This is a genomic window from Streptomyces sp. CA-278952, assembly GCF_028747205.1.
In the GTDB taxonomy this organism is placed as follows: Bacteria; Actinomycetota; Actinomycetes; order Streptomycetales; family Streptomycetaceae; genus Streptomyces.
Window position 1 is genome coordinate 187,066 of record NZ_CP112880.1, and the last position, 22,823, is coordinate 209,888.

Annotated in this window: 25 protein-coding genes and 1 tRNA gene; 17 read left to right on the plus strand and 9 right to left on the minus strand. The window is 70.9% G+C overall.

What is annotated here, in order from left to right:
* Positions 1-39 precede the first annotated feature (39 nt).
* Both N7925_RS00750 and N7925_RS00755 read left to right on the plus strand, forming a co-directional pair.
* Complete coding sequence (locus N7925_RS00750; RefSeq protein ID WP_265597536.1) at positions 40-552, plus strand: DinB family protein; 513 nt, start codon at positions 40-42, stop codon at positions 550-552.
* A 134-nt stretch (positions 553-686) separates the two neighbouring features.
* Entirely contained in the window at positions 687-1,430 is a 744-nt protein-coding gene (locus N7925_RS00755) for a transporter substrate-binding domain-containing protein (RefSeq protein ID WP_265597537.1), read from the plus strand.
* A 119-nt stretch (positions 1,431-1,549) separates the two neighbouring features.
* On the opposite strand, the gene N7925_RS00760 is transcribed toward N7925_RS00755, so the two are convergent.
* The gene (locus N7925_RS00760) at positions 1,550-2,050 is read right to left on the minus strand and encodes a GNAT family N-acetyltransferase (RefSeq protein WP_265597538.1); all 501 of its coding nucleotides are present in this window, start codon (positions 2,048-2,050) and stop codon (positions 1,550-1,552) included.
* A 439-nt stretch (positions 2,051-2,489) separates the two neighbouring features.
* Between N7925_RS00760 and N7925_RS00765 the strand changes: the two genes are divergently transcribed.
* Positions 2,490-4,001, plus strand: coding sequence for a hypothetical protein (locus tag N7925_RS00765; protein WP_274342691.1), 1,512 nt, complete (start codon positions 2,490-2,492; stop codon positions 3,999-4,001).
* Positions 4,002-4,060: 59 nt separating this feature from the next.
* On the opposite strand, the gene N7925_RS00770 is transcribed toward N7925_RS00765, so the two are convergent.
* Together N7925_RS00770 and N7925_RS00775 are read right to left on the minus strand one after the other, a co-directional pair.
* Entirely contained in the window at positions 4,061-4,231 is a 171-nt protein-coding gene (locus N7925_RS00770) for a DUF6381 family protein (RefSeq protein ID WP_265597540.1), read from the minus strand.
* A 151-nt stretch (positions 4,232-4,382) separates the two neighbouring features.
* Positions 4,383-4,817, minus strand: a complete 435-nt coding sequence (locus N7925_RS00775; RefSeq protein WP_274342692.1) for a hypothetical protein — start codon at positions 4,815-4,817, stop codon at positions 4,383-4,385.
* Positions 4,818-5,028: 211 nt separating this feature from the next.
* On the opposite strand from N7925_RS00775, the gene N7925_RS00780 reads away from it, so the two are divergent.
* From N7925_RS00780 to N7925_RS00815, 7 genes are all read left to right on the plus strand, one after another.
* Complete coding sequence (locus tag N7925_RS00780; protein ID WP_265597542.1) at positions 5,029-5,523, plus strand: helix-turn-helix domain-containing protein; 495 nt, start codon at positions 5,029-5,031, stop codon at positions 5,521-5,523.
* Complete coding sequence (locus tag N7925_RS00785; RefSeq protein ID WP_274342693.1) at positions 5,516-5,902, plus strand: DUF4180 domain-containing protein; 387 nt, start codon at positions 5,516-5,518, stop codon at positions 5,900-5,902. The genes N7925_RS00780 and N7925_RS00785 overlap by 8 nt, the downstream gene beginning before the upstream one ends.
* A gap of 371 nt (positions 5,903-6,273) precedes the next feature.
* The gene (locus N7925_RS00795; protein ID WP_265597544.1) at positions 6,274-7,611 is read left to right on the plus strand and encodes a hemolysin family protein; all 1,338 of its coding nucleotides are present in this window, start codon (positions 6,274-6,276) and stop codon (positions 7,609-7,611) included.
* A complete protein-coding gene (locus tag N7925_RS00800; RefSeq protein WP_265597545.1) occupies positions 7,608-8,624 on the plus strand; it encodes a hemolysin family protein in 1,017 nt (338 codons plus the stop codon). Before N7925_RS00795 ends, N7925_RS00800 begins: the two co-directional genes overlap by 4 nt.
* Before the next feature lie 125 nt (positions 8,625-8,749).
* On the plus strand, positions 8,750-9,370 hold the full coding sequence (locus N7925_RS00805) for an L-threonylcarbamoyladenylate synthase (protein WP_274342694.1): 621 nt from the start codon (positions 8,750-8,752) through the stop codon (positions 9,368-9,370).
* Positions 9,371-9,448: 78 nt separating this feature from the next.
* Complete coding sequence (locus tag N7925_RS00810; protein ID WP_265597547.1) at positions 9,449-10,069, plus strand: hypothetical protein; 621 nt, start codon at positions 9,449-9,451, stop codon at positions 10,067-10,069.
* A gap of 116 nt (positions 10,070-10,185) precedes the next feature.
* Positions 10,186-10,410, plus strand: coding sequence for a hypothetical protein (locus N7925_RS00815; RefSeq protein WP_003964170.1), 225 nt, complete (start codon positions 10,186-10,188; stop codon positions 10,408-10,410).
* Here the strand turns inward: N7925_RS00815 and N7925_RS00820 are convergent.
* The 3 genes from N7925_RS00820 to mptB all read right to left on the minus strand — a co-directional run bounded on the left by N7925_RS00820 (position 10,395) and on the right by mptB (position 14,483).
* Positions 10,395-10,964 carry an AAA family ATPase gene (locus tag N7925_RS00820; RefSeq protein WP_274342695.1) on the minus strand — a complete coding sequence of 190 codons (570 nt, stop codon included), beginning with the start codon at positions 10,962-10,964 and terminating at the stop codon, positions 10,395-10,397. The two genes, N7925_RS00815 and N7925_RS00820, sit on opposite strands and share 16 nt — an antisense overlap.
* A gap of 35 nt (positions 10,965-10,999) precedes the next feature.
* Positions 11,000-12,676: an ABC-F family ATP-binding cassette domain-containing protein gene (locus N7925_RS00825; RefSeq protein WP_265597549.1), complete on the minus strand. Its 1,677-nt coding sequence runs from the start codon at positions 12,674-12,676 to the stop codon at positions 11,000-11,002.
* Between the two features lie 331 nt (positions 12,677-13,007).
* The gene (mptB, locus tag N7925_RS00830; protein ID WP_274342696.1) at positions 13,008-14,483 is read right to left on the minus strand and encodes a polyprenol phosphomannose-dependent alpha 1,6 mannosyltransferase MptB; all 1,476 of its coding nucleotides are present in this window, start codon (positions 14,481-14,483) and stop codon (positions 13,008-13,010) included.
* A gap of 240 nt (positions 14,484-14,723) precedes the next feature.
* Here mptB and N7925_RS00835 point away from each other — a divergent pair.
* Positions 14,724-14,799 (plus strand) — tRNA-Trp (locus tag N7925_RS00835).
* A gap of 15 nt (positions 14,800-14,814) precedes the next feature.
* Here the strand turns inward: N7925_RS00835 and N7925_RS00840 are convergent.
* The gene (locus N7925_RS00840; protein ID WP_003964175.1) at positions 14,815-15,084 is read right to left on the minus strand and encodes a hypothetical protein; all 270 of its coding nucleotides are present in this window, start codon (positions 15,082-15,084) and stop codon (positions 14,815-14,817) included.
* 149 nt (positions 15,085-15,233) lie between these two features.
* Between N7925_RS00840 and N7925_RS00845 the strand changes: the two genes are divergently transcribed.
* The 6 genes from N7925_RS00845 to N7925_RS00870 all read left to right on the plus strand — a co-directional run bounded on the left by N7925_RS00845 (position 15,234) and on the right by N7925_RS00870 (position 20,616).
* Positions 15,234-15,854, plus strand: coding sequence for a DinB family protein (locus tag N7925_RS00845; protein ID WP_274342697.1), 621 nt, complete (start codon positions 15,234-15,236; stop codon positions 15,852-15,854).
* 99 nt (positions 15,855-15,953) lie between these two features.
* Complete coding sequence (locus N7925_RS00850; RefSeq protein ID WP_265597553.1) at positions 15,954-16,787, plus strand: PP2C family protein-serine/threonine phosphatase; 834 nt, start codon at positions 15,954-15,956, stop codon at positions 16,785-16,787.
* Positions 16,788-16,850: 63 nt separating this feature from the next.
* Positions 16,851-17,876: an MASE1 domain-containing protein gene (locus N7925_RS00855; protein ID WP_274346375.1), complete on the plus strand. Its 1,026-nt coding sequence runs from the start codon at positions 16,851-16,853 to the stop codon at positions 17,874-17,876.
* A gap of 315 nt (positions 17,877-18,191) precedes the next feature.
* Positions 18,192-18,386, plus strand: a complete 195-nt coding sequence (locus tag N7925_RS00860; RefSeq protein ID WP_265597555.1) for an antitoxin — start codon at positions 18,192-18,194, stop codon at positions 18,384-18,386.
* 221 nt (positions 18,387-18,607) lie between these two features.
* Positions 18,608-20,209, plus strand: coding sequence for a sigma-70 family RNA polymerase sigma factor (locus N7925_RS00865; RefSeq protein WP_274342698.1), 1,602 nt, complete (start codon positions 18,608-18,610; stop codon positions 20,207-20,209).
* A 29-nt stretch (positions 20,210-20,238) separates the two neighbouring features.
* A complete protein-coding gene (locus N7925_RS00870) occupies positions 20,239-20,616 on the plus strand; it encodes a VOC family protein (RefSeq protein ID WP_265597557.1) in 378 nt (125 codons plus the stop codon).
* 64 nt (positions 20,617-20,680) lie between these two features.
* On the opposite strand, the gene N7925_RS00875 is transcribed toward N7925_RS00870, so the two are convergent.
* Positions 20,681-21,022, minus strand: coding sequence for a hypothetical protein (locus N7925_RS00875; protein WP_265597558.1), 342 nt, complete (start codon positions 21,020-21,022; stop codon positions 20,681-20,683).
* 49 nt (positions 21,023-21,071) lie between these two features.
* Entirely contained in the window at positions 21,072-22,745 is a 1,674-nt protein-coding gene (gene ctaD / locus N7925_RS00880) for an aa3-type cytochrome oxidase subunit I (RefSeq protein WP_265603709.1), read from the minus strand.
* Between the last annotated feature and the right edge of the window lie 78 nt (positions 22,746-22,823).

Consider the following 22,823-nt stretch of genomic DNA (forward strand, 5'->3'; position numbering starts at 1 on the left):
TCATACTGTCGGCCGGAACACGGAGTGGGGAACAGCATCATGACGGACGACGACCGGATCGCGCCTCCCCTGCTGGGGAGCGAGCGCGAGACGCTGAGGGCCTTTCTCGACTACCAGCGGGAGACCCTCGCCATGAAGTGCGCGGGGCTGGGCGACGACGAGTTGCGCGAGCGGTCGATGCCGCCGTCCACCTTGTCCCTGCTGGCTCTGGTACGGCATCTGGCCGAAGTGGAACGCGCCTGGTTCCGGCGGGTTTTCGAGGACGGGACGGCCCCCATGGTGTGGTCCGGGAAGCCCTTCGACTTCCAGGCGGCGTACAACGCGAACGCCTCGACCCGGGCCGAGGCGTTCGCCGCCTGGGAGGCCGAGGTGGAGACCTCACGCCGTATCGAACGGGAGGCGGCCTCCCTTGACCTGGTGGGGCGTCAGCCGCGCTGGGAGAAGGAGGTCTCGCTGCGCATGGTCATGGTGCACGTCCTGCTGGAGTACGGCCGCCACAACGGTCACGCGGACCTGCTGCGGGAAGGGGTGGACGGCACGGTGGGGGTCTGAGCCCCGGAGCCCCGGACGGTGGACGGACCCGCATCCTGCGACCGCGGCGGGCACAGGGGCAGCCGTCCCGTACGCCGCTCGGGCCGTGGCGTACGCCCCTCGACCGCGGTGGGCCCACTCGTAGACTCGGCGCCATGACTCAGCAGCCGGCGTCTCCCGCCCTCGCCTCCACGTTCGCGCCCGGCGGCGCCCTGCGTGCCTCGATCAACCTCGGCAATCCGATCCTGGCCCACCGGGATCCGGCGAGCGGCGAACCGGCCGGGGTCTCCGTCGACCTCGCGAGGGAGTTCGGGCGGCGGCTCGGGGTGCCCGTCGAGCTCATGGCCTTCGAGAGGGCCGCGCTGTCGGTCGACGCGGTGCGGGCCGAGCGGGCGGACATCGGATTCTTCGCGGTCGATCCCGCCCGGGGCGAGGGGCTGCGGTTCACCGCCCCGTACGTCCTCATCGAGGGCGCGTATCTGGTGCCGGAGGCGTCCTTGGTCTCCGAGAACGGCCAGGTGGACCGCGAGGGCACCCGGATCTCGGTCGGGGCCGGGTCCGCGTACGACCTCTTCCTCACCCGCGAGATCCGCCGGGCCGAGATCGTCCGGCTGGAAGGTGCCCCTCGCGCGCTCGCGGCCCTGCGGGCGGGTGAGGTCGAGGTGGCCGCCGGTATCCGGCAGTTGCTGGAGGCCGAGGCCGCGCGGGCCGAGGGGCTACGGGTGCTGCCGGGGCGGTTCATGGTGATCCGGCAGGCCATGGGGGTGCCGGCCGGGCGAGGGACGGCGGCGCAGGAGCTGCTGGCGTCGTTTGTGGAGGAGATGAAGACGGTCGGTTCTGTCGCCGACGCCCTGAAGCGGCATGGCGTGGAGGGCGCGATCGTGGCGCCGACGGGGTGAATCCCCGCCGGGCGGCCGCCGCTTGAAGGTGTGGCGACGGGGACACCCACGCCGGGCTGGACGGAGCGTGCATCGGGCGGCTCCGCGGGCCCGGCCGGGTGATGGGCGGGTTCTTCGCCTCAGCGGTGACGGGTCAGCACGCGGGTGGTACTGCCGTCGTCCTCCTCGATGTCCCTCGTGTGCTCGAAACCGATTCTGCCCAGCAGAGTCAGCGAGGCCTCGTTCGCGGCGGCGACCGTGGCGTGGACCTCGGTCAGTCCGAGGGTGCCGAAACCGTGGGCGACGACAGCCTTGGCCAGCTCGGTTCCCAGGCCGGACCCCCATGCGGCGGGGGCCAGGGCATAGATGATCTCGTGGCCGTCGACGGCATCGGTCCGCTTGATCTCGGCATGCCCGACGAGGAGCCCGTCTCGGCGCACAGCCCACACGGCGAACAGGTCCCGGGCGTAGACCTTGGTGAAGACCCGCTTGAACAGGGCACGGTCCTCCGCCTCGGTGGAAGGGCCGTCACCCATCCACCGGGACACCTCGGTGTCCTGGAACAGGGCGACGAAGTCCTCTTCGTCCTCGGGGACGTACGGCTCCAGCAGGAGCCTCTCGGTGCGCAGAGTCGGGGTCACGGCGCGTGACGCTACCCGCGCGACGACCGCCCGGGCAATCGACATGTCCCGCACACCGGCGAGACGCCGACGGAAGTACGAGCGTTCTGCCGCCTCGACGGGGAATCATCCACTCTTACGGGGTAATGCCCGACAGATCACGGGACAGTACCTTGGAGATGGCAACGAAGAAGACAAGTGACCGGGCATCAGATAGGTCAATGTCCAAGCGCTCACGGCGGTTTGCCCAGTAGCGGAATCGCAGCAGCGGGCCGACATGGCCCCTTCCCTTTCCCACCCCAAGGACATGGCCGGCTGCGGGAACACGCGGCCGGATGACGGTCGACGTCAGGTCGGACACACCCGCGGCGAAGAGGCCGCCGGGCGGTCTTCTTCCACTCCTCGGCTGCACGGAACCCAGCGAAACCAGCAACGCCCTTTCCCCCCATGGAGTTGACCCATGAGCGCATGCGGCTGCGGGCAGTCACCGATCTCCATCGGCGACTGTCGCCCCTCCCCTCCGGCCTGCCCTCCCGTGGCTTGTCCCGGCTCCAAGCCGTGCGAGCACTGCGAGACGACCCCTCTGCGCGATTCCGCGCCGTACCGGGTCACAGCGACCGCGAGCACCACCGATCCGACGCCCTACTACACCATCGCCAACACCCATGCCGCACTGGACCCTGTCGTCGCCCAGACCATCCTGGACAGTGGCACGGGAGTGTTCCCGGCCGACGACGGGACGCACAACGGCCAGCACACCTGGCTCGCCGGCGTCGTGCACATCGACCCCGCGTCACTGCGCTCCAGCCCCACCAGCGTCACGGTCAGCGCCTCGGTCCACGTCCACAACGACGGCAGGAATCCGGCCTGCCGGCTCTACGGCCGCTTCGCCCTGTGGAACGGCACGACCCCGGTCCGCACCGATCTCCTGGGCCCACCCGATCTGCCGGCGGGTGGAGACGACAACGGTGTGATCCCACCGACCACCGTGCCCCTCGCGGACGTCCTCGCGGGAAAGATCGTCGTCGAGCTCAACCTGGAGACCGGCAACGACGACGCCTGCCGAGTCGGCCCCAAACAGTGGACCGTCGACAGCTTCGTCCTCACCGTCCAGGCATCCGCCCCGGGCTGCGGCAGACCGTTCCTCCGTACGACCTGCCGCAACTGCGACGGCGCGGTCACCTGCACGACCGACACCCTCGACGGCTCGGCCCCCTACGCCCCCGTCCCGCCGGTCATCCCGGTCGTCTCCTCCTGCCAGGACGGCTGCGCCACCGCCCGCCCTCCGTGCATCTCCACCGACCGGGACAACGCCATCACCCGGGGCAGCGACGGGTGTCTGTACGCACCCGACACACCTTCTCTGGACCCCTCCCCGTGCAATGCCGCACGGAACACGACCGGCGGGCTGCTCGTGCCGCGGATCGACCTGACGGGGCTCGCTCCCGGTGGCAACAGCGGCGTCGAACGGTCCGTGGACATCGATGTCACCGGGGCGCCCGGCTGCCCCGAGAGGTGGCAGATCGGCGCCCGCCTCACGCCGGTGAGCGCGTTCCTCAACGCCGAGCGGCAGCATGCCGACCTCCTGGCCCGGGCCGGTACCGACGTGCCGATCCCCGAGTCAGACATCGTGCTCCCCGAAGCCGGCGTCTACCACATCGACAGCGACGTACGGTACGCGCTCGGTTCCGCAACCGGCGGCAGCGGCTACATCATCGGCTGGCTCAGGGACGAGACCACGGAGACCCTCCTGACGAGCTTCACCCAGATCGCGGCGATCAACGCGGCGAGGCAGGAGCAGCAGGGTGGAACGACACACATCATGACCGAGTACACGGTCGCCTCCGGCCCCCGGACGGTCCGCCTGCACCTGATGTTCGTCCCCACCGGCGGCAAGGTCTCCGACGCCGAGGCCGGCGGCACCGACAGCAATGGCGCGACCCGGATGCGCTTCCTCAAAGTCAGGGATTAGGGCGTGGTCGCGTTCGAACGCGACCACTTCGACAGACCTTCAGGAAGTTCGACAGACCTTCAGGAAGGACGGGACTCGGCCGTCGGCTCCTCGCGCAGCAGCCGCAGCGCCTTCTCCCGCAGCCGCTGCCGGTGCTCGGGGTCGGTGGCCCGGTCCGCGGCACGGCCCAGTTCCTCGGCGCGCTCGCGGTTGCGGCGGGCTCGCTCCATCGGGGTGTCGTACAGGTTCATGGGGTGTCCTCCGTCTTCGGTCCTCCGTCGGCAACCAGCGTTGCGCGCGTGACCGGAGCCCCAGCGTCACCGGAGTCCGCCCGGTCCGCATCTCGTGCGGCTACGTTCGGTGACGGCAGGGGGCGGGTTCCCGGAGGACGGCGACCGACCGTCACTCGGCCGTGTGGTCCGGATGCCCCTCGGTCCGCCGGGTCGCCTTCATCTCGGCCTCGTAGAGGTGGTCGCGGCCCTCGGCGAGCTCCTGCCTGATCTTTCGTTCGATCGTCCGGAACACGTCGTAGTAGGTGGCGTTGTACTCCTCGACGATCTGGAAGGTCCAGTGCCCGGGGATCACGTTGCGGCCAAGGATCTCCCGTTCCACCCGCTCGGCGTGTTGTCCGTGCCCCGCGGCGCGGAGCAGTCGTACGGCGTCGTCGAGCCCGAGGTCGGCACTCCCGGTGAGCTGATGGAAGTCGTAGAGGGCGCCGCGGGCACGCTCGGCGGTCTCCAGTGCCTTCGAGAGCGCTCCGAGGGCCTCGACGGTCGTGTCGCTCACGCCTTCGGGGCGCTGGTGCCGGGGATCCGGCGGCCGGTGTTCGGCGTTCATGGGGCTCCTTGTCCGTGGGCGGTCGCGTGCGTGGGCGGCCGTTCGTTCTCCACCTCGCCACTAGGGGCTTTTCCCACTGTCCTACTCGGGGCTTCGTCGCACCCGCCGAGTACCTCCGAGGCAGGTGACCGCAGCCACGATGCTCCCTAAACCGCGCTATCATCGCGCATGAGAGTCCTTTTGAGAGACATTTAACGTAGGATACGGAGTCATGGGGAATGACGAGCGGGAGCTCTACTCGGTCGGCGAGGTGGCCGAGCTGCTGGGGCTGCATGTGCGGACCGTCCGGAACTACGTGCGCGACGGCCGGCTCAAGGCTGTCCGGATCGGCAAGCAGTACCGGATCTACAAGGAGGATCTGGCCGCCCTGACCGGTCGGCCGACGCACGACACGGCCCCGGAACCGGCATACGTGCCGGGGCATGTCGAGGTGTCCAGCATCGTGCAGATCGACGCGCTCGGTCCGGACGCCGCACACCGGCTGAGCACGTTCGTCATGGCGGGCGCGCAGTCCGGGCGGGACGCGTCGGACCCTCTGCGTATCCAGACGGTCTACGACGAGGAGCGAACCCGGATGAAGATCGTCATTCTCGGTGGCGCCGCCGCCACCGCCGATCTGCTGCACATGGTCGACGGCCTGCTGGGCCCGGACAGCGGCCTGTTCAGCTCAGCCTCCACGTCCGCACAGGGGGTGGATCGTGCCTGACGTCGTCGAGTACCACGGCGTTCCGGTCCTGGTGTGCGACGCCACCGGAGTCACCATCGCCGACGTTCAGGACGCCCTCGACCACCTGATCGGGGCCGCGTTCGCGTGTGCGGAGGTGGTCGCTGTGCCGTCCGCGCGGCTGGACGACCGCTTCTTCGACCTGAGCACCGGCCTCGCCGGAGCCATCCTGCAGAAGTTCGCGAACTACCGGCTCCGCCTCGTCGTCCTCGGAGACATCGGCCATCATCTGTCGGCCAGTTCGGCCCTCCCCGACCTCGTTCGCGAGGCCAACCGGGGCCGGGACATCTGGTTCGTGCCGGATCTGGACGCTCTCGCCGACCGTCTGGCCCCGAGCGGGGCTCGCTGGTCGTCCGGCTGAGGCAGCCGGCCGTCTCCGGGACGAGCTGATCCACGGGGGCAACCGACGGGGCGGGCGCGGCGGACGGAAGAACCGTGTGGTGTGAGACGGTGAAGCGGTGAACCGTGTCGTGGCCGTCGGAGAGCGGTCCGGCGCGCTTGTCCGCCTCGATCACGACCTTCAGGGCCACCCGGGGCGGCGCTCCGTGTGACACCCGCCACTCCCCATTGCTTTGCGTTCCCTTTACTATCTATGGGGCGGGGTCACACCCGCAGTCCACCGTCGATCCCGACGCCCCGAACAGAGAAGGAGCTGCGCACCGCAATGGGTGAGCCTCCCAGTACGAACCGTGTCATCCCTGACCCCACGCACCAGGGGACGGAGGTGACACGGTGAGCGAAGTGGCCCTTCTTCTCCTCGCCCTCGCGCTGACACTGGCATGCGCGGTGTTCGTCGCGGCCGAGTTCTCGCTCACGACCATCGAGCGCAGCGAGCTCGAACGCGCGGTGAAGGCCGGGGAGCGTGGTGCCGAGAGCGCCCTCAAGGCGGCGAAGCGGCTCACCTTCCAGCTCTCCGGCGCCCAGCTCGGCATCACCGTGACCTCCCTGGTCATCGGCATGCTGGCCGAGCCGTCCCTCGCGGTACTGCTGCGCGGCCCGCTGGAGGGCGCCGGACTTCCGGCCGGCGCCGTGTCCACGGTCGCCACCCTCCTCGGTGTGGCCGTCTCCACCGTCGTCCTCATGGTCATCGGTGAGCTGGTCCCGAAGAACTGGGCGATCTCCAGCCCGCTCACGGTGGCCAAGGTCGTCTCGACCCCGCAGCGTGCCTTCACGGCCTGTTTCGCTCCGCTGATCCGGCACCTCAACAACACCGCGAACCGTTTCGTGCGCCGCCTGGGCCTGGAGCCGGCCGAGGAGCTGGCCTCCGCCCGTACGCCGCAGGAACTGATCGCGCTCGCTCAGCACTCCGCCCGCGAGGGCGCCATCGAGCAGGACTCGGCCGAGCTGTTCGTCCGCACCCTGCACCTGGCGGAGCTGTCCGCCGAGAACGTGATGACGCCGCGCGTCGACGTCCGGGCGCTGGAGGCACACGCCACCGCCGCCGACGCCGCCAACCTGACCCTGGCCACCGGCCTGTCCCGCTTCCCGGTCTACCGGGACAGCCTGGACGAGGTCATCGGCACGGTCCACATCCGCGATGTGCTCGCCCTGGACGAGTCCGAGCGGGGCCGGACGCCCGTCACGGCCCTGGCGACCGAGCCGCTCCTCGTACCCGACTCGCTGCCCGTCGACCGGCTGCTCGCGCAGTTGCGCAAGCACCGGACGATGGCGGTGGTGATCGACGAATACGGCGGTACGGCGGGGGTCGCCACCGTCGAGGACATCGTCGAGGAGGTCGTCGGCGAGGTCCGCGACGAGCACGACCCCCACGAGCGCCCCGACCTCGCACCGGTCGAGCCGCTCGGCGACGGGCGCCCGGTCTGGGAGGCCGAGGGAAGCATCAGGCTGGACCAGCTCGACCGGATCGGCTTCGACGCGCCGGAAGGCCCCTACGAGACGCTCGCCGGTCTCCTGGCCAACCAACTGGCCCGCATCCCGGTCCGTACGGACCGGGTGGAGGTCGACGGCTGGCAGTTCGACGTGCTCGACATCGAGCACCACCGGGCCGACCGGGTCCGGATCAGCGCGCCCGCACCGGCGCCGGCCCTCGTGGAGGAGGACGCCCGATGACCGCCATCCAGCTCGCCATCGGCGCGCTCACCCTCCTCACCAACGCGTTCTTCGTGGGCGCGGAGTTCGCCCTCATCTCGGTCCGCCGCAGCCAGATCGAACCGCAGGCCATGCGGGGCAGCCGACGCGCGAAGAGCGCCCTGTGGGGCCTCGAACACCTGTCGGCCGCCATGGCCACCGCACAGCTCGGCATCACCATCTCCTCCCTGGTGCTGGGCGCCGTCGCGGAACCGGCCATCGCCCATCTGCTGGAGCCGCCGTTCGACGCGGTCGGCGTGCCGGAGGCGCTGGTCCACCCGATCGCCTTCGTGATCGCGCTGACGCTGGCGACGTATCTGCACATGCTCATCGGCGAGATGATCCCGAAGAACATCGCGCTCGCCGCCCCCGTCGCCACCGCGCTGGCACTGGGGCCGCCCCTGGTCGGCCTGACCCGGGCGCTGCGGCCGGTCATCTTCGGCATCAACGCCTTCGCCAACATGCTGCTGCGGCTGCTCAAGGTCGACACCAAGGACGAGGTCGCCTCGGTATTCACGGACGACGAGCTCGTGCGGCTGGTCAAGGACTCCAGCGACGCCGGGCTGCTGGCCCCGGCCGACGGGGAGCGTCTGCGGGACGCGTTGGAGCTCGGAACCCGGCCGGTCGGCGAGGTGATGGTCCCGCTGAACCGGACCGTCACCGTCGACCTGGGCATCACCCCGCAGGGTCTGGAGCGGGCCGCCGTCGCCTCGGGATTCTCCCGGCTGCCGGTCACCGGGCCCGACGACGGGCTGCTGGGCTACTTCCACATCAAGGACGCCCTCGGCGTCGCGGAGCGCACCAAGGCGCTGCCCACGAGCGCCCTCCACCCCGTCATCCGGGTCGAGATCGACACCCCGCTCGACGACACCCTCACCGCGATGCGTGCAGCCGGTACGCATCTCGCGGCGGTCGCCGGGGACAAGGGCACGGTGATCGGCTTCGTGACCATGGAGGACGTACTGGACGAGCTGGTGGGGGCCGCCGCGGTCTGACCGGCCCGGCGGTGAACTCCACCGCGCGAAGCGGAAGAAGAGGCGGCCCGTCGTCCGACGGGCCGCCTCCCACTCTTCCCGGCGGAGGGCTCTGCCGGTCCGGCCCGAGCGCGTAAGCTCGGCGAATGGCCAAGTACTTCGACGTGCACCCCGCAAATCCCCAGCCCCGCACCATCAGCACGGTGGTCGACAGCATCCGGTCCGGTGCGCTCGTCGCGTATCCGACCGACTCGTGCTACGCGCTGGGCTGCCAGTTGGGCAACCGTGACGCCCTCGGCCGGATCCGGTCGATCCGGAACCTCGACGACAAGCACCACTTCACCCTGGTGTGCCGCGACTTCGCGCAGCTGTCGCAGTTCGTCCGCGTGGACAACGACGTGTTCCGGGCGGTCAAGGCGGCGACGCCCGGCAGCTACACCTTCATCCTTCCGGCGACGAAGGAGGTTCCCCGCCAGCTGCTGCACCCGAAGAAGAAGACCGTCGGCGTGCGCATCCCCGACCACGTCGTGACCCAGGCGCTCGTCGCCGAGCTCGGCGAGCCGCTGCTCTCCAGCACCCTGTTGCTGCCAAACGAGGAGGAGCCGCTGACGCAGGGCTGGGAGATCAAGGAGCGGCTGGAGCACGAGGTGGACGCCGTCATCGACTCGGGCGACTGCGGCACCGAGCTGACCACGGTCATCGACTTCTCCGGCGACGAGCCCGAGATCGTACGCCGCGGAGCCGGGGACACGTCCCGCTTCGAGTAGCCCGTACGGCGGCGGGGTCCGCCGCGCGCCGGTCGCCGGTCCTCCCCCCGTCGCCCGTGACGGGGGAGACTGGCGGGCGTGACAGGTGAGCGACTGCGGTTCGACGGCTGGATCGCCGGTGTGGGGACCGCCTCGGGCACCCGGCTGGTGGTCGGCCACTGGCCGCGTTCGCCGTTCGGGGCGTTCAGCGACGTCATGGTCGAGCATCCCGACGGCGTACGGGTCCTGCTGGCCCCGTCCCGGCGGATCGCGGACTTCGTCGCCGCCACGTACCGCTTCGACCGGGTCGAGGTGGTGCCCGTGACCGTCACGGTCGCCGGCGACACCTGGCTCGTCGAGGCGGGGCCGCTGCGTCTGCGGCTGCGGGCGGGACGCCGCTCCGCCCTCGGCCTGCTGCTGTCCGCCGTACCGGCCCCGCTCGCCCGCAGCCCGCTCTGGGCCGCGCTGTGCGACGTGCCGGCCCGGCTGCTGATGCCCGGGGTACGCACCCTGGGCCGTGCGGGTCCCGGGCGGCGGGAGTGGTACGGGGCGCGGGGGCTGCGGCCGGTCGTGGCCGCCGACGCCGTGCTGGACGGGGCGGGCCTGGGGCGGCTCGCCCCGCTTGATCCGCCCGTCGCCTTCGGGTTCGGCTCCGCCCCGCGCAGGCCCTCCCTGGTGCGCGTCACCACAACGGTGGAACTCTCGACCGCCGGGCGCTGAAGCCCTCCCCGGCCCCCGGGGAGGGCGCGGGAGCCTTTTCAGGAGCGGCTTCTGCCCGCCGTCGGAGGGGGCGGGCCGGGGATGCGAGGGTGCGGGGCGCGTCGCAGGGTGGACCCATGGCGAATCCCCCGATCGTCATCCACCGGCCGACCCCCTCGGGCGGCCGCCGGGTGACCGTGCACTACGAAGGCCGGGACGAGATACTCGGGCTGGCCCACAGCGACCACGACGTGATCGTGTTCCTGAACGAGGCCGGCCTCGAAGAAGCGGACCGGATCCTCGACAATCCGGTCTGGGTGGAGTGGCGGGGCGGGCGGGCCCACCACTACGAAGCGGCCTGAGGGGCCTCATCACCTGAACCTCCCGCACCGCACAGCCCGTCGAGGATGGCCGAAACCGTCTCCTTGGGCGTCTGACCGGAGGTGTCCAGCCACAGGCCGATACGGGGCGTCCCGCTCCGCAGAAGCTCGTCGAACGCTTCGACCGTCCACTCCCCGTACCCCGTCTTCGCCCGGGTTTCCTCCCTTTCGCGCACGGCCGCGGGTGAGGGGGCCAGCACGACGACGTGGAGCGGACGGGTGCGGACCCTGTCGACGTAGCGGGGCAGGTCCTCACCGAGGACGATGTCCTGGACGACGGCCGTCCATCCGTCGTCCGCGTAGGCGTCGGCCACCTGTGCCGAGATCCGTTGGCGGAGGTCGAGCTGGCTCCGCGCCTCTTCCGCCTCGCCGGGTGTCATCTCCGCCCGGCCGGAGACGATCATGCGGCGGAAGACGTCTCCGCGCACATGGACCGCGCGTGGCAGGCTCTCCGCCAGGAGCTGGGCGACGGTGGACTTCCCCGCGGCCATCACTCCAGTGATCAGTACGACACAGGGTCCGAGGTCGGTGCCCATCAAGATCTCTTCCTCCTTCGATCGTGCGGTGGGTGTCACGCCGTGCCCGCCGGGGTCGGCTGCGGGCTTCCGAGCAGTGCGCGGACCTCCTGGGCGTCGGTCTCACGCAGTGTGTCGTCCAGCAGGATCCAGCGGGTGATGCCCACGGACTCCAGGAAGGGCAGATCGTGGCCGGCGATGACGAGCGCGCCCTCGTAGGACTCCAGGGCACTCGTCAGCTGCCGCACGCTGGCCAGATCGAGGTTGTTCGTCGGCTCGTCCAGCAGAAGCAGCTGGGGGGCGGGGGCGGCGAGCATGGTCGCCGCGAGGGCGGCCCGGAAGCGTTCGCCGCCCGAGAGGGTGCCCGCCGGCTGCTCCGCGCGGGCCCCCTTGAACAGGAACCGGGCGAGCTGGGAGCGGATCTGGTTGTCGGCGGTGCCCGGGGCTGTTCGGGCGACGTTGTCGGCGACGCTCAGGGCGTCGTCGAGGACGTCCAGCCGCTGCGGAAGGAACTTCAGCGGCACCGCGGCCGTGGCCTCCCCGGTGCTCGGCGCGAGCTCCCCGGTGAGCGCCCGCAGCAGTGTCGTCTTGCCGGCGCCGTTGCGGCCGACCAGGGCGATGCGTTCGGGTCCCTTCACCTGGAGGCTGCCCTCGCGCAGCCGCCCGTAGGGGAGGCTCAGGTCCCGTACGGTCAGGACGGTGCGGCCCGCGGGCACCGCGGTGTGGGGCAGGCTCACCTTGATCTCGGCGTCCCGGCGAATGGCTTCGGCGGCTTCCTCCCTTCGCTCGCGGGCCTCGTCGAGCCGGTCCTCGTGCAGCCCGCGCAGCCGGTCCCCGGACTCCTGGGCCGAGCGCTTGCGTTCCCCGGCGACGATGCGCGGGGCCTTCCGCTGGCCGTCGAGTTTCTTGTCGTGGCGCTGACGGCGGGCGACCTTGATCCGGGTCTCCTCCAGTTCTCGCTGCTGACGGCGTACGTCGGCGTCGGCGGCGCGCAGCATCCGCCCGGCGGCCTCCTGCTGGGTGGCCAGGGCCTCCTGGTAGGCGGACCAGCCGCCCCCGTACCAGTTGACCGAGCCCGATCGCAGTTCGGCGATGCGGTCGACCCGCTCCAGCAGGTCCCGGTCGTGGCTGACGACGATCAGGATGCCGGTGCGCCAGGAGTCGACGGCGTCGTAGAGCCTGCGGCGGGCGAACAGGTCCAGGTTGTTGGTCGGCTCGTCGAGGAGGAGGACGTCCGGGCGTTCCAGGAGCAGCGCGGCCAGGCGCAGGAGGACGGTCTCCCCGCCGGACAACTGCCCGACGGTGCGGTCCAGTTCGACGGCGCCGAGCCCGAGGGAGCCGAGGGTGGCCAGAGCGCGCTCCTCGACGTCCCAGTCGTCGCCGACGGTCTCGAAGTGCTCCTCCCGTACGTCTCCGGACTCGATGGCGCGCAGGGCGGCCCGCCGCTCGGCGATGCCGAGGGCCGAATCGACGCGCAGGGAGGTGTCCAGGGTGATGTTCTGCGGCAGGTGGGCGAGGTTTCCGCCGACCGTGACGGACCCCTCCGAGGGGCGCAGCAGTCCGGCGAACAGGCGCAGCAGGGTCGACTTGCCGGCGCCGTTGGCTCCGGCCAGACCGGTGCGGCCCCTGGGGACGGTGAGGGAGAGCCCGTCGAAGAGGTTCGTGCCGTCGGGCCACCGGAAGGTGAGGTTGGAGGCTGCCACGGAGGCGCTGGGCGCGGTGGGATGACTCATGTGGTTCTCGCAGTCGGAAGCGGGGAGGAACGGGGGGCTTCGTATGCGAACAGCACGCGGCGACCCGGCCGGGGCCGGAAGGTGGCGGGAAGAACCGTCCTGCGAAGGTGAGGGACGGCTCAGCACCGAGGTCGCACTCACGCGGAAGTCACGGGCGGCAGAAATGCCGACAGCGTCGTGACCGTGTACGGGCCAGGGCCGTACCGCGCGATGATCGCGGGCCTCAGATGCGCAACGTCCACCTCTATCGGAGACAACAGGACCCGCGCAGCATAGCCGATGATCTTGCCGGGCGTCGAGGGAAGGTGTTGAAGGAGCGCTCAGGGAGCGCTCAGGGAGCGCTCTGCGGCGCCGGGGCGGGCGAGGCGGTGGACACGGAGGTGTCCTGGTTCTCCTCCGAGCCCGCCGGGTCCGCGGGGCCCCGCTGGCCGGGCAGCCGGACGCCGCGCGGCACGACGGGGGTACGCCGGAGCGCGAGGGTGCCGAGGACGGCGGCGAGGCCGGCCAGCACGAATCCGTAGGGCGGGGTGGCCCCCATGGGGTGGGTCTCGTACACCAACGCCGCCGAGAGCACGATCAGGACGGCGGAGAGGCGGCCGTACTGTTCGGTCGCGGCGACGACGGCCATGCCCCACAGCAGGTACCAGGGCTGGACCATGGGCGAGAGGGCGACCAGGACGAGCAGGGAGAGGCCCAAGGCGTGGGCCGGCGCCATAGCGCCCCGCATCGCACGCCGGGCCAGCACGACGATCGCCCCGAGCGCCACCGCCAGGCCCAGGGTCTGGACGGCGGACTTGACGGATTCCGCGTCGACACCCAGAAGCAGTTGGGCCAGCTCTCCCAGTCCGAGGCCGATGTCACTCGTGACGGAGAGCGCGGTGTGGATGTTCGCGGCGACGCCCTGGGTGCGGAGCCAGCCGAATCCGGTGCCGCTGATCAGTGTGGCCCCTCCGGCCACCGCGCAGGCGATCAGGCCGGGTGCGAGCAGTCCCATGGCCCAGCGGCGCCATCGGGGGCCGGTCGCGGACGCATGCACGAGAACCCCGATGAACAGGAGTGCCACGGCCGCCGGGGACTTCACCATCATGGCGAGGCCGACCAGGGCGCTGCCCGAGATCCACCTGCCGCGCAGCGCGAGCACCAGGCCGGCGAGCATCAGGCCGATCATCAGCCCGTCGTTGTGCACGCCGCCGACCACGTGCATCAGCAGCAGGGGGTTGAGCGCTCCCAGCCACAGGGCGCGGCTCTCGCTGCGGCCGTGTTCGCGCGCCAGGCGGCGCAGGGACCAGACGATCAGGGCGAGGGAGGCGAGCGCGACGAGCCGCATCGCCAGGACTGCCGGAACGATCGTGCCGCCGGTGATCCAGGCGACGGCCGCGGAGAGCAGCAGGAAGAGCGGTCCGTAGGGGGCCGGGGTGTCGCGCCAGTGGTTGCCGACGCTCGCGGCGGCGTCGCCGCCGATGCCGCCGGGGTCCAGGGCGGAGGGGCCGACGGTGTAGACGTCGTGCCCTTCGACGACCATCGAGCCCTGGGCGATGTAGCTGTAGACATCGGCGCTGTAGAGCGGGGGCGCGAGCAGGAACGGGGCCGTCCACCACGCGAGGGTGACGAGGGTCTCGCGGGCGGTGGAGGCGATCTTGCCGTACTGCCACCAGGCCACGACGAGCACGGTCAGTCCGACGTAGGCGAGGACGGCCGCCGCCGCCTTCGTGGCGGACCCGTGGTCGGTCCACAGGCCCCAGGGGTCATGGACCGGCAGCTTCCCGGCGAACCAGCCGCCGGCGACGATCGCCAGAGATCCTGCCACACCCAGCCGACGGTGCCCGACCGCGCTCAAAGCCCACATGACCGGCCAACCTATCGGACAGCCCCGACCGGCCCGCAGCCCCTCCCCCAGCTTGCCCGGCATCCCGGAGGAGGCGCCGCGCCGCATCCGGAGCCCCGGCCGGCCGGCCGTGGGGCCGTTCCGCACGACGGGGCTCAACGCCGCGCCCACGTAAATCTGTTGGCGTGGGGGCACGCGCGTGCCAGACTCCACCCGTAACCAAGGGGCGTAGCTCAGCGGCCAGAGCGGCGGTCTCCAAAACCGTAGGTCGCAGGTTCGATTCCTGCCGCCCCTGCCATCACCACCCGGCCTTTCACCGCACGTCGCCGCGCCAGTCCCACTGGTGGCTGTCCGGCGACCGCGGTCCGTACTCGGCGCGTCCTCCGGGCCCGTAGGCGCCGATCTCGGTGACCAGCCCGACGCCGTCGCGCAGGTCCGCCTCGCCCCAGCCCGTGACGTCGAGCAGCAGCCCGTCGAGCGGGCCGCCGACCAGCTCCCGGTAGTCGTGCCCCGGCCTCGGCCCGGGGCGGGGGTCGTCGTGGTCGGTGCCGTACACCCGTCGCTGCCTCATCAGCTCGTCCATGCGGGCAGCATCCCACCGGGCACTGACAACGGCTCGGTACGCGGGTCCATCCGGCCAGTGTCCGCCGCACCCCGCCGGTCCGGGCGAGCGGCACGTTGGCCGCCGGAAATGGGCGCGCGCCCGCCCGGTCGCCGTGACACGCTCCACCGATGATCCTCCCACCGCGTCTGGTCCCGCTGCTGGAACAGTTCGACTTCGCCTGCGAGCGGCTGCTCGCCCGCTTGGCCGGTCCCGTCATGGACAGCGGCAACGGCGTCGACATCGGCGTCACCCCTCTCGGCGACGACGAACACCTCTGGGAACCCGTGCCCGACTGCTGGTCCGTACGCCGTCGCGGCGACGCCCCCGGGGCGCGGGCGACCGTTCTGGCGGGAGCCGGCGGCTGGGGGCGGGACTCGGCGGACTCCCCGCATCCGTTCCCGCCGCCGTTCACCACCATCGCGTGGCGTCTGAGCCATCTCGCCGAAATGCTCACTCTCCGTGCCGACCACACCTGGGGCGGCAGGACGCTCACGCGCGACGGCTACCGCACTCCGGGGGACGCCGCCGGGGCGGTGGCCGCCTTCGAAACCGCGTCCGCAGCCTGGCGCGAAGCCCTGCTCACCGCCGACGACGTGGCCCTGGACACCGTCGGGTACAGCACGTACCCGAACGGCAGCGACGCCGAGGATCCCTTCGTCGACATCGTCTGGTGGGTCAACCAGGAGGTGCTGCACCACGGTGCCGAGATCGCCCTGCTCCGCGATCTGTACCGTGCCCGGCGGTCCTGAGCGGGCCCCGGGGCCCGCGGCTACGCGGAAGCGCCCGCAGTCGCCGCTCAAGGACGCCCGCCATATGATTCAGGGACATAACGCACCGCGGAGCGGCACATGAACCGGCGTCGGACTCCCCGCTCAGCTAGCGCCGAAGACCTGCTCAACACCTTGCAGAACCTCACTGCCCGCGCTCGGCGCGAGGTGGAGTTCCACCAGGCCAGGGTGGAACTGGCGCAGGCGCTCCAGCGCGACATGCTTCCGGCGGCCCTGCCCACGGTCCCCGGTCTCCAGTCCGCGGCACGCTACGCGCCCGCCCGCCACGGTCTGGACATCGGCGGCGACTGGTACGACGGTTTCCCGCTCGCGGACGGGGCCCTCGGCTTCGCCATCGGCGACGTACAGGGGCACGATGTCGAGGCCGCCGCCTTCATGGGGCAGGTCCGCATCGCGATGCGGGCCATCGCGGGCACGGCGTCCGATCCGGGCGAGATCCTCGGCCGGACGAACGATCTGCTGGTGTCCGTGGACTCGGGCCTCTTCGCGACCTGTACGTTCATGCGTCTGGATCCGACGACCTGGGAGCTGCACAGCGCGAGAGCCGGGCACGTGGCATGCGTGTGGGCCACCACCCAGGGGCGGTCCGGCGTCACGGAGGACCCGGGCGGCCTGCCGTTGGGCATCGAGCCGGGCGAGGGCTATCCCGTCACCCGCCGCACCCTCGACTCCGACGGGGCGATCGTGCTGCTCACCGACGGGGTCGTCGAGGGGCCGTCGCTGCTGATCGAGGACGGCCTGGAGCGAGTACGGCAGCTGGTCGCCGCGCACGTCGGGGCAGGCGCGGCGCAGCTGGCCGACGAGGTCCTGCGCGCGACGGAGGTGACGGGGCACGAGGACGATGCCGCCGTACTGGTCCTGCGGCATGCCGCCGCCCGCCGCGGACCTCGGTGACGCCGGACCGTACCGCGCGTGTCACCTGCCGAGTCCCATCGTGGCCGGTGTCTGATGAGTGGTGTGATCCGCACCGAGGAAGCCAGACGTCGGGCCGTGTACGTGGCGCAGATCCTGGGCGTGGCCGGCGCCTACTACCTGTCGGGGCATCTCGGGCTGTTGCGGCAGGTCGTCGTGGACGGCGCGGTCGTCACACCTCTGTGGCCGTCCACCGGCATCGCCCTGGCCGCTCTGCTGTGCCTGGGCGTCCGCGTCTGGCCGGGCATCGCGCTGGGCGCGCTGCTGGCAGTCCTCGAGACCGGCGGCGCGTTCACCGTGAGCAGTCTGGCCATCATGTTCGGCAACACGGTGGCCCCGCTCGCCTCGTACGCCCTGTTGCGGAGGGTCGGCTTCCGCAGTGAGCTGGTCCGGCTGCGGGACGGGATCTGCCTGGTCTTCCTCGGCGCGTTCGCGGGGATGCTGATCAGCGCCACCATCGGGAGTTTCACGCTGCTGCTCGACGGCAAGGTTCCGCCGGGGCGTTTCTGGCTGGTCTGGTCGTCCTGGTGGGCGGGGGACGTGATGGGGGTCCTGGTGGTCGCCCCCGTGCTGCTGGTCCTGCGCGGGGTGCGGTGGCCCCGCCCCTCCGACCGGTGGCTGGAGGCGTCGGTCCTCGCGGTCGTCGTGGTCGCGTCGTCGCTGATCGCCACGCGCAGCTCGCTGTCGATGATCTATCTGGTGTTCCCGGTGATCATCTGGGCGGCCCTGCGCTTCCAGCTGCCCGGCAGCGCTCCGTGCGCCCTGGTCGTCTCGGTGCTCGCCATCATCGCCGGTACGGACGGAGTGGGGCCGTTCGCGGGGCACAGCCTGATGGAGATCATGGCCAACCTCTCGCTGCTCAACGGAAGCGTCGCGCTCACCGCGCTGCTGCTCGGGGCCGTCGTCGCGGAGCACAAGAACATCCGCCGCGAGACGGAGTACGCCGTCGAGGAGCTGGAGGCCCTGGTGGACCAGTTGGCGCCGCTGTCGGGGCCGGCCTCGGCGCGGTACGAGGACAGAGAACGGCGGCACGGCCCGCTCGACGGCGGCCCCCACCCGGACCATCGGTAGCGCGTACTGCGCACCGATGCCTCGAAGGGCGGGGGCGCCGACGGTCAGTACGGCAGGGGGCGGCCGGACGGGGTGCGCAGATCCAGCGGCGGCGGCCCCGTAGGGGGCGGGGGACGACGGACGACAACTCGGATGCGGCCCATTGCCACCACCTCCTCCTGGTCAACCGGTATGTGCCCAGTCGGCGCGGCTTCACACTTCCCGGCCGCCCCGTCCCACCTGTCGGCGCCCGCGGCGTCCCTCGGCGCGGATGCGGGCGGTGCCCGGTGCGGTGACCCTTGAGATGGGGGGCGCATAGTCGACTGAGGAGGACGCATGTCCGCACTGGACAAGATCAAGAAGATGCTCAAGGGCCACGAGGAGCACGCCGGCAAGGGCATCGACAAGGCCGGCGACATGGTCGACGACCGCACGAAGGGCAAGTACAAGGGTCACGTCGACACCGGTCAGGACAGGCTCAAGCAGCAGTTCGGGGCGGACCGCGACCAGGACGGGCCGCCCCGCACCTGAGCCGCCCCGCCGGTGACCGGACGGTCGCCGTCCGGCCCGGTGCGCGAAGTACGTCGAGCCCCCTGCGCCCACCGGCCCCCGGGGGCCGACGAGACCCGCGGCGATGGGCGGCGGCGAAGATTTCGGGGGTTGCCTGCCGGATTCTTGTTATCGTCCCGCCCGCACCCCGTCTCCCGTGTGTGGGAAGTGACAGCACCGGACCCCGGAAGAGTGAGCACAGCATGGGCAAGGATCACCCGACGGTCTTGATCTCGGCGGCGCAGAGCGGCGACCAGCAGGCCAAGGACCAGCTCGTCTCGGCGTACCTGCCGCTGCTGTACAACGTCGTCGGACGTGCGCTGGACGGTCATGCGGACGTGGACGACGTGGTGCAGGAGACGGTGCTGCGCGTGCTCCGGGGCCTGCCCGAACTGCGCGACCCGGAGCGTTTCCGTTCCTGGCTGGTGGCGATAGCCATGAACGAGGTACGCACGCACTGGCGTGACCGACAGTCCGGTTCGATACCGGCGGACCGGCTGGACACGGCGTACGACCTGCCGGATCCCCGGGCGGACTTCGTCGAGGTGACGATCCTGGAACTGGGTCTGACCGGCCAGCGTCGCCAGGTAGCGGAGGCGACTCGCTGGCTGGACGAGGACGACCGCGCCCTGCTGTCGCTGTGGTGGCTGGAGACGGCCGGTCACCTGTCCCGTGCCGAGGTCGCCGCGGCTCTCGAACTCTCCCCGCAGCACACCGCCGTACGGGTGCAACGGATGAAGGCCCAGCTGGAGGCGGCGAGGGTCGTCGTGGGCGCGCTGGCGGCCGAACCGCCGTGCGTGCTTCTGGAGGACATCGCTGTCGGCTGGGACGGTGTCCCCTCCGCCCTGTGGCGCAAGCGGCTGGCCCGCCACGCCCGCGAATGCACCGTGTGCTCGGGACACCGCTCGGGGCTTGTTCCCGCCGAAGGGCTGTTGGTGGGTCTCGCACTGGTCCCGGTGGCCGCGTCAGGAACGGGGGCCGCTCCGGAACTGCTCACCACGGCTGCGCAGCTCCAGGTGCCCGGTCCTGGGTCGCACGGCGCCGGGGCGGGGCGCGTGGAGCGCAGACGGGTGCAGGCCCGGCGACGCCGTCGCAACTCAGCCATAGCCGCCGTGGTCGCGGTCGCCGCGCTCGGCACGGGCGGCGCGGCCGTGCACCTTTACACCGACGGCGACGACCGGGACGCGACGACCGTCACCGCCGACGCTCGCTCCCAGGCGCTCACCTCGGCCTCACCGACGTCGTCCCCGTCTCCCTCGGCCTCCGCGTCCGTGTCGCCCAGCACCTCGCCGACGCCGAGCCCCTCGCGCACCCCCAAGGCCAGGCCGAAGAAGAGCACCCCGGCACCGCCCGCTCCCCCCACCGCCGCCCCGGCCCCGAAGCCGGACCCGCCGGCGCCCGCACCGCCCGCACCGCCCGCACCGGCGGGAACCGCCGACCAGGTCGCCGATCTGGTCAACGCCGAGCGGGCCAAGGAGGGCTGCGGTCCGGTGACCGTCAACGATCAGCTCAACACAGCCGCGCAACGGCACTCCGCCGATATGGAGGCCAAGGACTACTTCTCGCACACCTCCCAGGACGGCAGGGATCCAGGCGACCGGATCACCGCCGCCGGGTACCGGTGGTCCACCTACGGCGAGAACATCGCCAAGGGCCAGCAGACCCCGGCCGACGTGATGCGGTCCTGGATGGACAGCCCGGGACACCGCGCGAACATCCTCAACTGTTCCTTCGAGGAGATCGGCGTCGGTAAGCAGAATTCGAGCGGCGGTCCGGTCTGGACCCAGGTGTTCGGGGCCCGCTGAGTCCGCTGGACACCCCTTAGGATGCCGCCATGATCGCTCAAGTGGAGTGCGTTGTACTGGACTGCCCGGATCCGAAGGAACTGGCCGGCTTCTACGCGTCATTGCTCGGGGGCGAGGTCGACCGCACCGACCGGAGGTGGGCGTGCGACGCGGACTGGTCCACGCTGCACACGCCCGGTGGACTCGTCCTCGCCTTTCAGCGGGTGGACGACCACCGGGCGCCCGGCTGGCCCGGCCAGGACCCGCCCCAGCAGTTCCACCTGGACTTCGGCGTCACCGACCAGGAACGGGCGCACGAGGTGGTTCTGGCGTGCGGGGGGTCCCTCCTCGACGCCGGGGACGAGGCGCGCGGGTGGCGTGTGTACGCCGACCCCGCCGGGCACCCCTTCTGCCTGGTACGGCACTGACCGTTCCGGCGCCGAGGCCCGTCCGGTGCGGCCGCCGACCGGCCGCGCCGGGATCCCGCCGGGCTCAGCGCAGGGTCAACATCAGGGCCGTGCCGACGCAGATCGCCGCGCCCACCGCGCCGGCCGAGGCGGCGACGCAGCGGACCCGGAGCCGGACGTAACGCTCGGTGTACTCCTTGCGCAGTTCGTCCGCGCGGTCGCGGATGCGGGTGAGCGACTCCCGGGAAGCGGCGACGCGTTCGGCGATGAACACCCGCTCGACATCCTCACGCTGCGCTGTGGTCAACCAGGGCAACCGGTCGGTGAAGCGGCGCGCCTGGCGTCGCGCCCTCTCGACCTCGGCGTTCCACAGCAGAAAGCCTTCCAGTTGCGCCAGGCCCCGGGCGCAGTCCTTGTCGGGTTCCACCCCGTCCTCCTCTCCCACTCCGTCGCTTCGTCCAGGGCGTGGGTCGCATTCATTCGTGCCGGTCCCCCGGCGCGACGATCGTGGAGTCCTGGGGGCGGTTGGTGGCTTCCTCCAGAGAGCGGACCGCCGGGTGGTGCAGGTCGAACGCCGGGGATTCGGAACGGATCCGCGGCAGGGTGACGAAGTTGTGCCGGGGCGGCGGGCAGGAGGTGGCCCATTCCAGCGAACGGCCGTAGCCCCACGGGTCGTCGACCTCGACCTTCCTGCCGTACTTGGCGGTCTTCCAGATGTTGTAGAAGAACGGCAGGATCGACAGGCCCAGCAGAAAGGAGGAAATGGTGGAGATCGTGTTCAGCGCGGTGAAGCCGTCGGCGTCGAGGTAGTCCGCGTAACGGCGTGGCATGCCCTCGGCCCCGAGCCAGTGCTGAACGAGGAACGTCCCGTGAAATCCGACGAAGAGTGTCCAGAACGTCATCTTCCCAAGCCGTTCATCCAGCATCTTCCCGGTGAATTTCGGCCACCAGAAATGGAATCCGGCGAACATCGCGAACACCACGGTGCCGAATACCACGTAATGGAAGTGGGCGACGACGAAGTACGAGTCGGAGACGTGGAAGTCCAGGGGCGGTGAGGCGAGAATGATCCCGGTCAGACCGCCGAAGAGGAAGGTGACCAGGAAACCGACGGCCCAGAGCATCGGGGTCTCCATGGAGAGCGACCCCTTCCACATGGTGCCGATCCAGTTGAAGAATTTCACGCCTGTCGGCACGGCGATGAGGAAGGTCATGAAGGAGAAGAACGGCAGCAGCACACCGCCCGTGACGAACATGTGGTGCGCCCACACGGTCGCGGACAGGCCCGCGATGGCGATGGTGGCCGCGACCAGGCCGATATAGCCGAAGACCGGCTTACGGCTGAAGACCGGGAGGATCTCCGTGACGATGCCGAAGAACGGCAGGGCGATGATGTAGACCTCGGGGTGGCCGAAGAACCAGAACAGGTGCTGCCACAGCAGGGCGCCGCCGTTGGCGGCGTCGAAGACATGGGCACCGAACTTACGGTCGGCCTCTAGCGCCAGCAAAGCCGCGGCGAGGACCGGGAAGGCCAGCAGGACCAGAACGCCGGTCAGTAGGACGTTCCAGGTGAAGATCGGCATGCGGAACATCGTCATGCCGGGTGCGCGCATGCAGATGATCGTGGTGATGAAGTTGACCGAGCCGAGGATCGTCCCGAAGCCGGAGAAGGCCAGACCCATGATCCACATGTCGGCGCCGATGCCCGGCGAGCGGACCGCGTCGTTGAGCGGGGAGTAGGCGAACCAGCCGAAGTCGGCCGCGCCCTGCGGGGTGAGGAAGCCGGCCACCGCGATGAGCGAGCCGAAGAGGTACAGCCAGTACGCGAACATGTTCAGCCGCGGGAACGCCACGTCGGGCGCGCCGATCTGCAGCGGCATGATCCAGTTCGCGAATCCGGCGAACAGCGGCGTCGCGAACATCAGCAGCATGATGGTGCCGTGCATCGTGAACGCCTGGTTGAACTGCTCGTTCGAGATCAGCTGGATACCGGGCCGGGCCAGTTCGGCTCGCATCACCAGCGCCAGGAGCCCTCCCACGCAGAAGAACGCGAAGGAGGTGACAAGGTAGAGCGTGCCGATCGTCTTGTGGTCCGTGGTGGTCATCCACTTGATGACCACGTTGCCGGGTTCGCCGCGCCGTACCGGCATTTCGTCCTGGTCGGCGGTATCGGTCTCCACCGATTGCGAGATGCCCCTCGTCGTCACTACGACGCTCCTTCGGTCGAC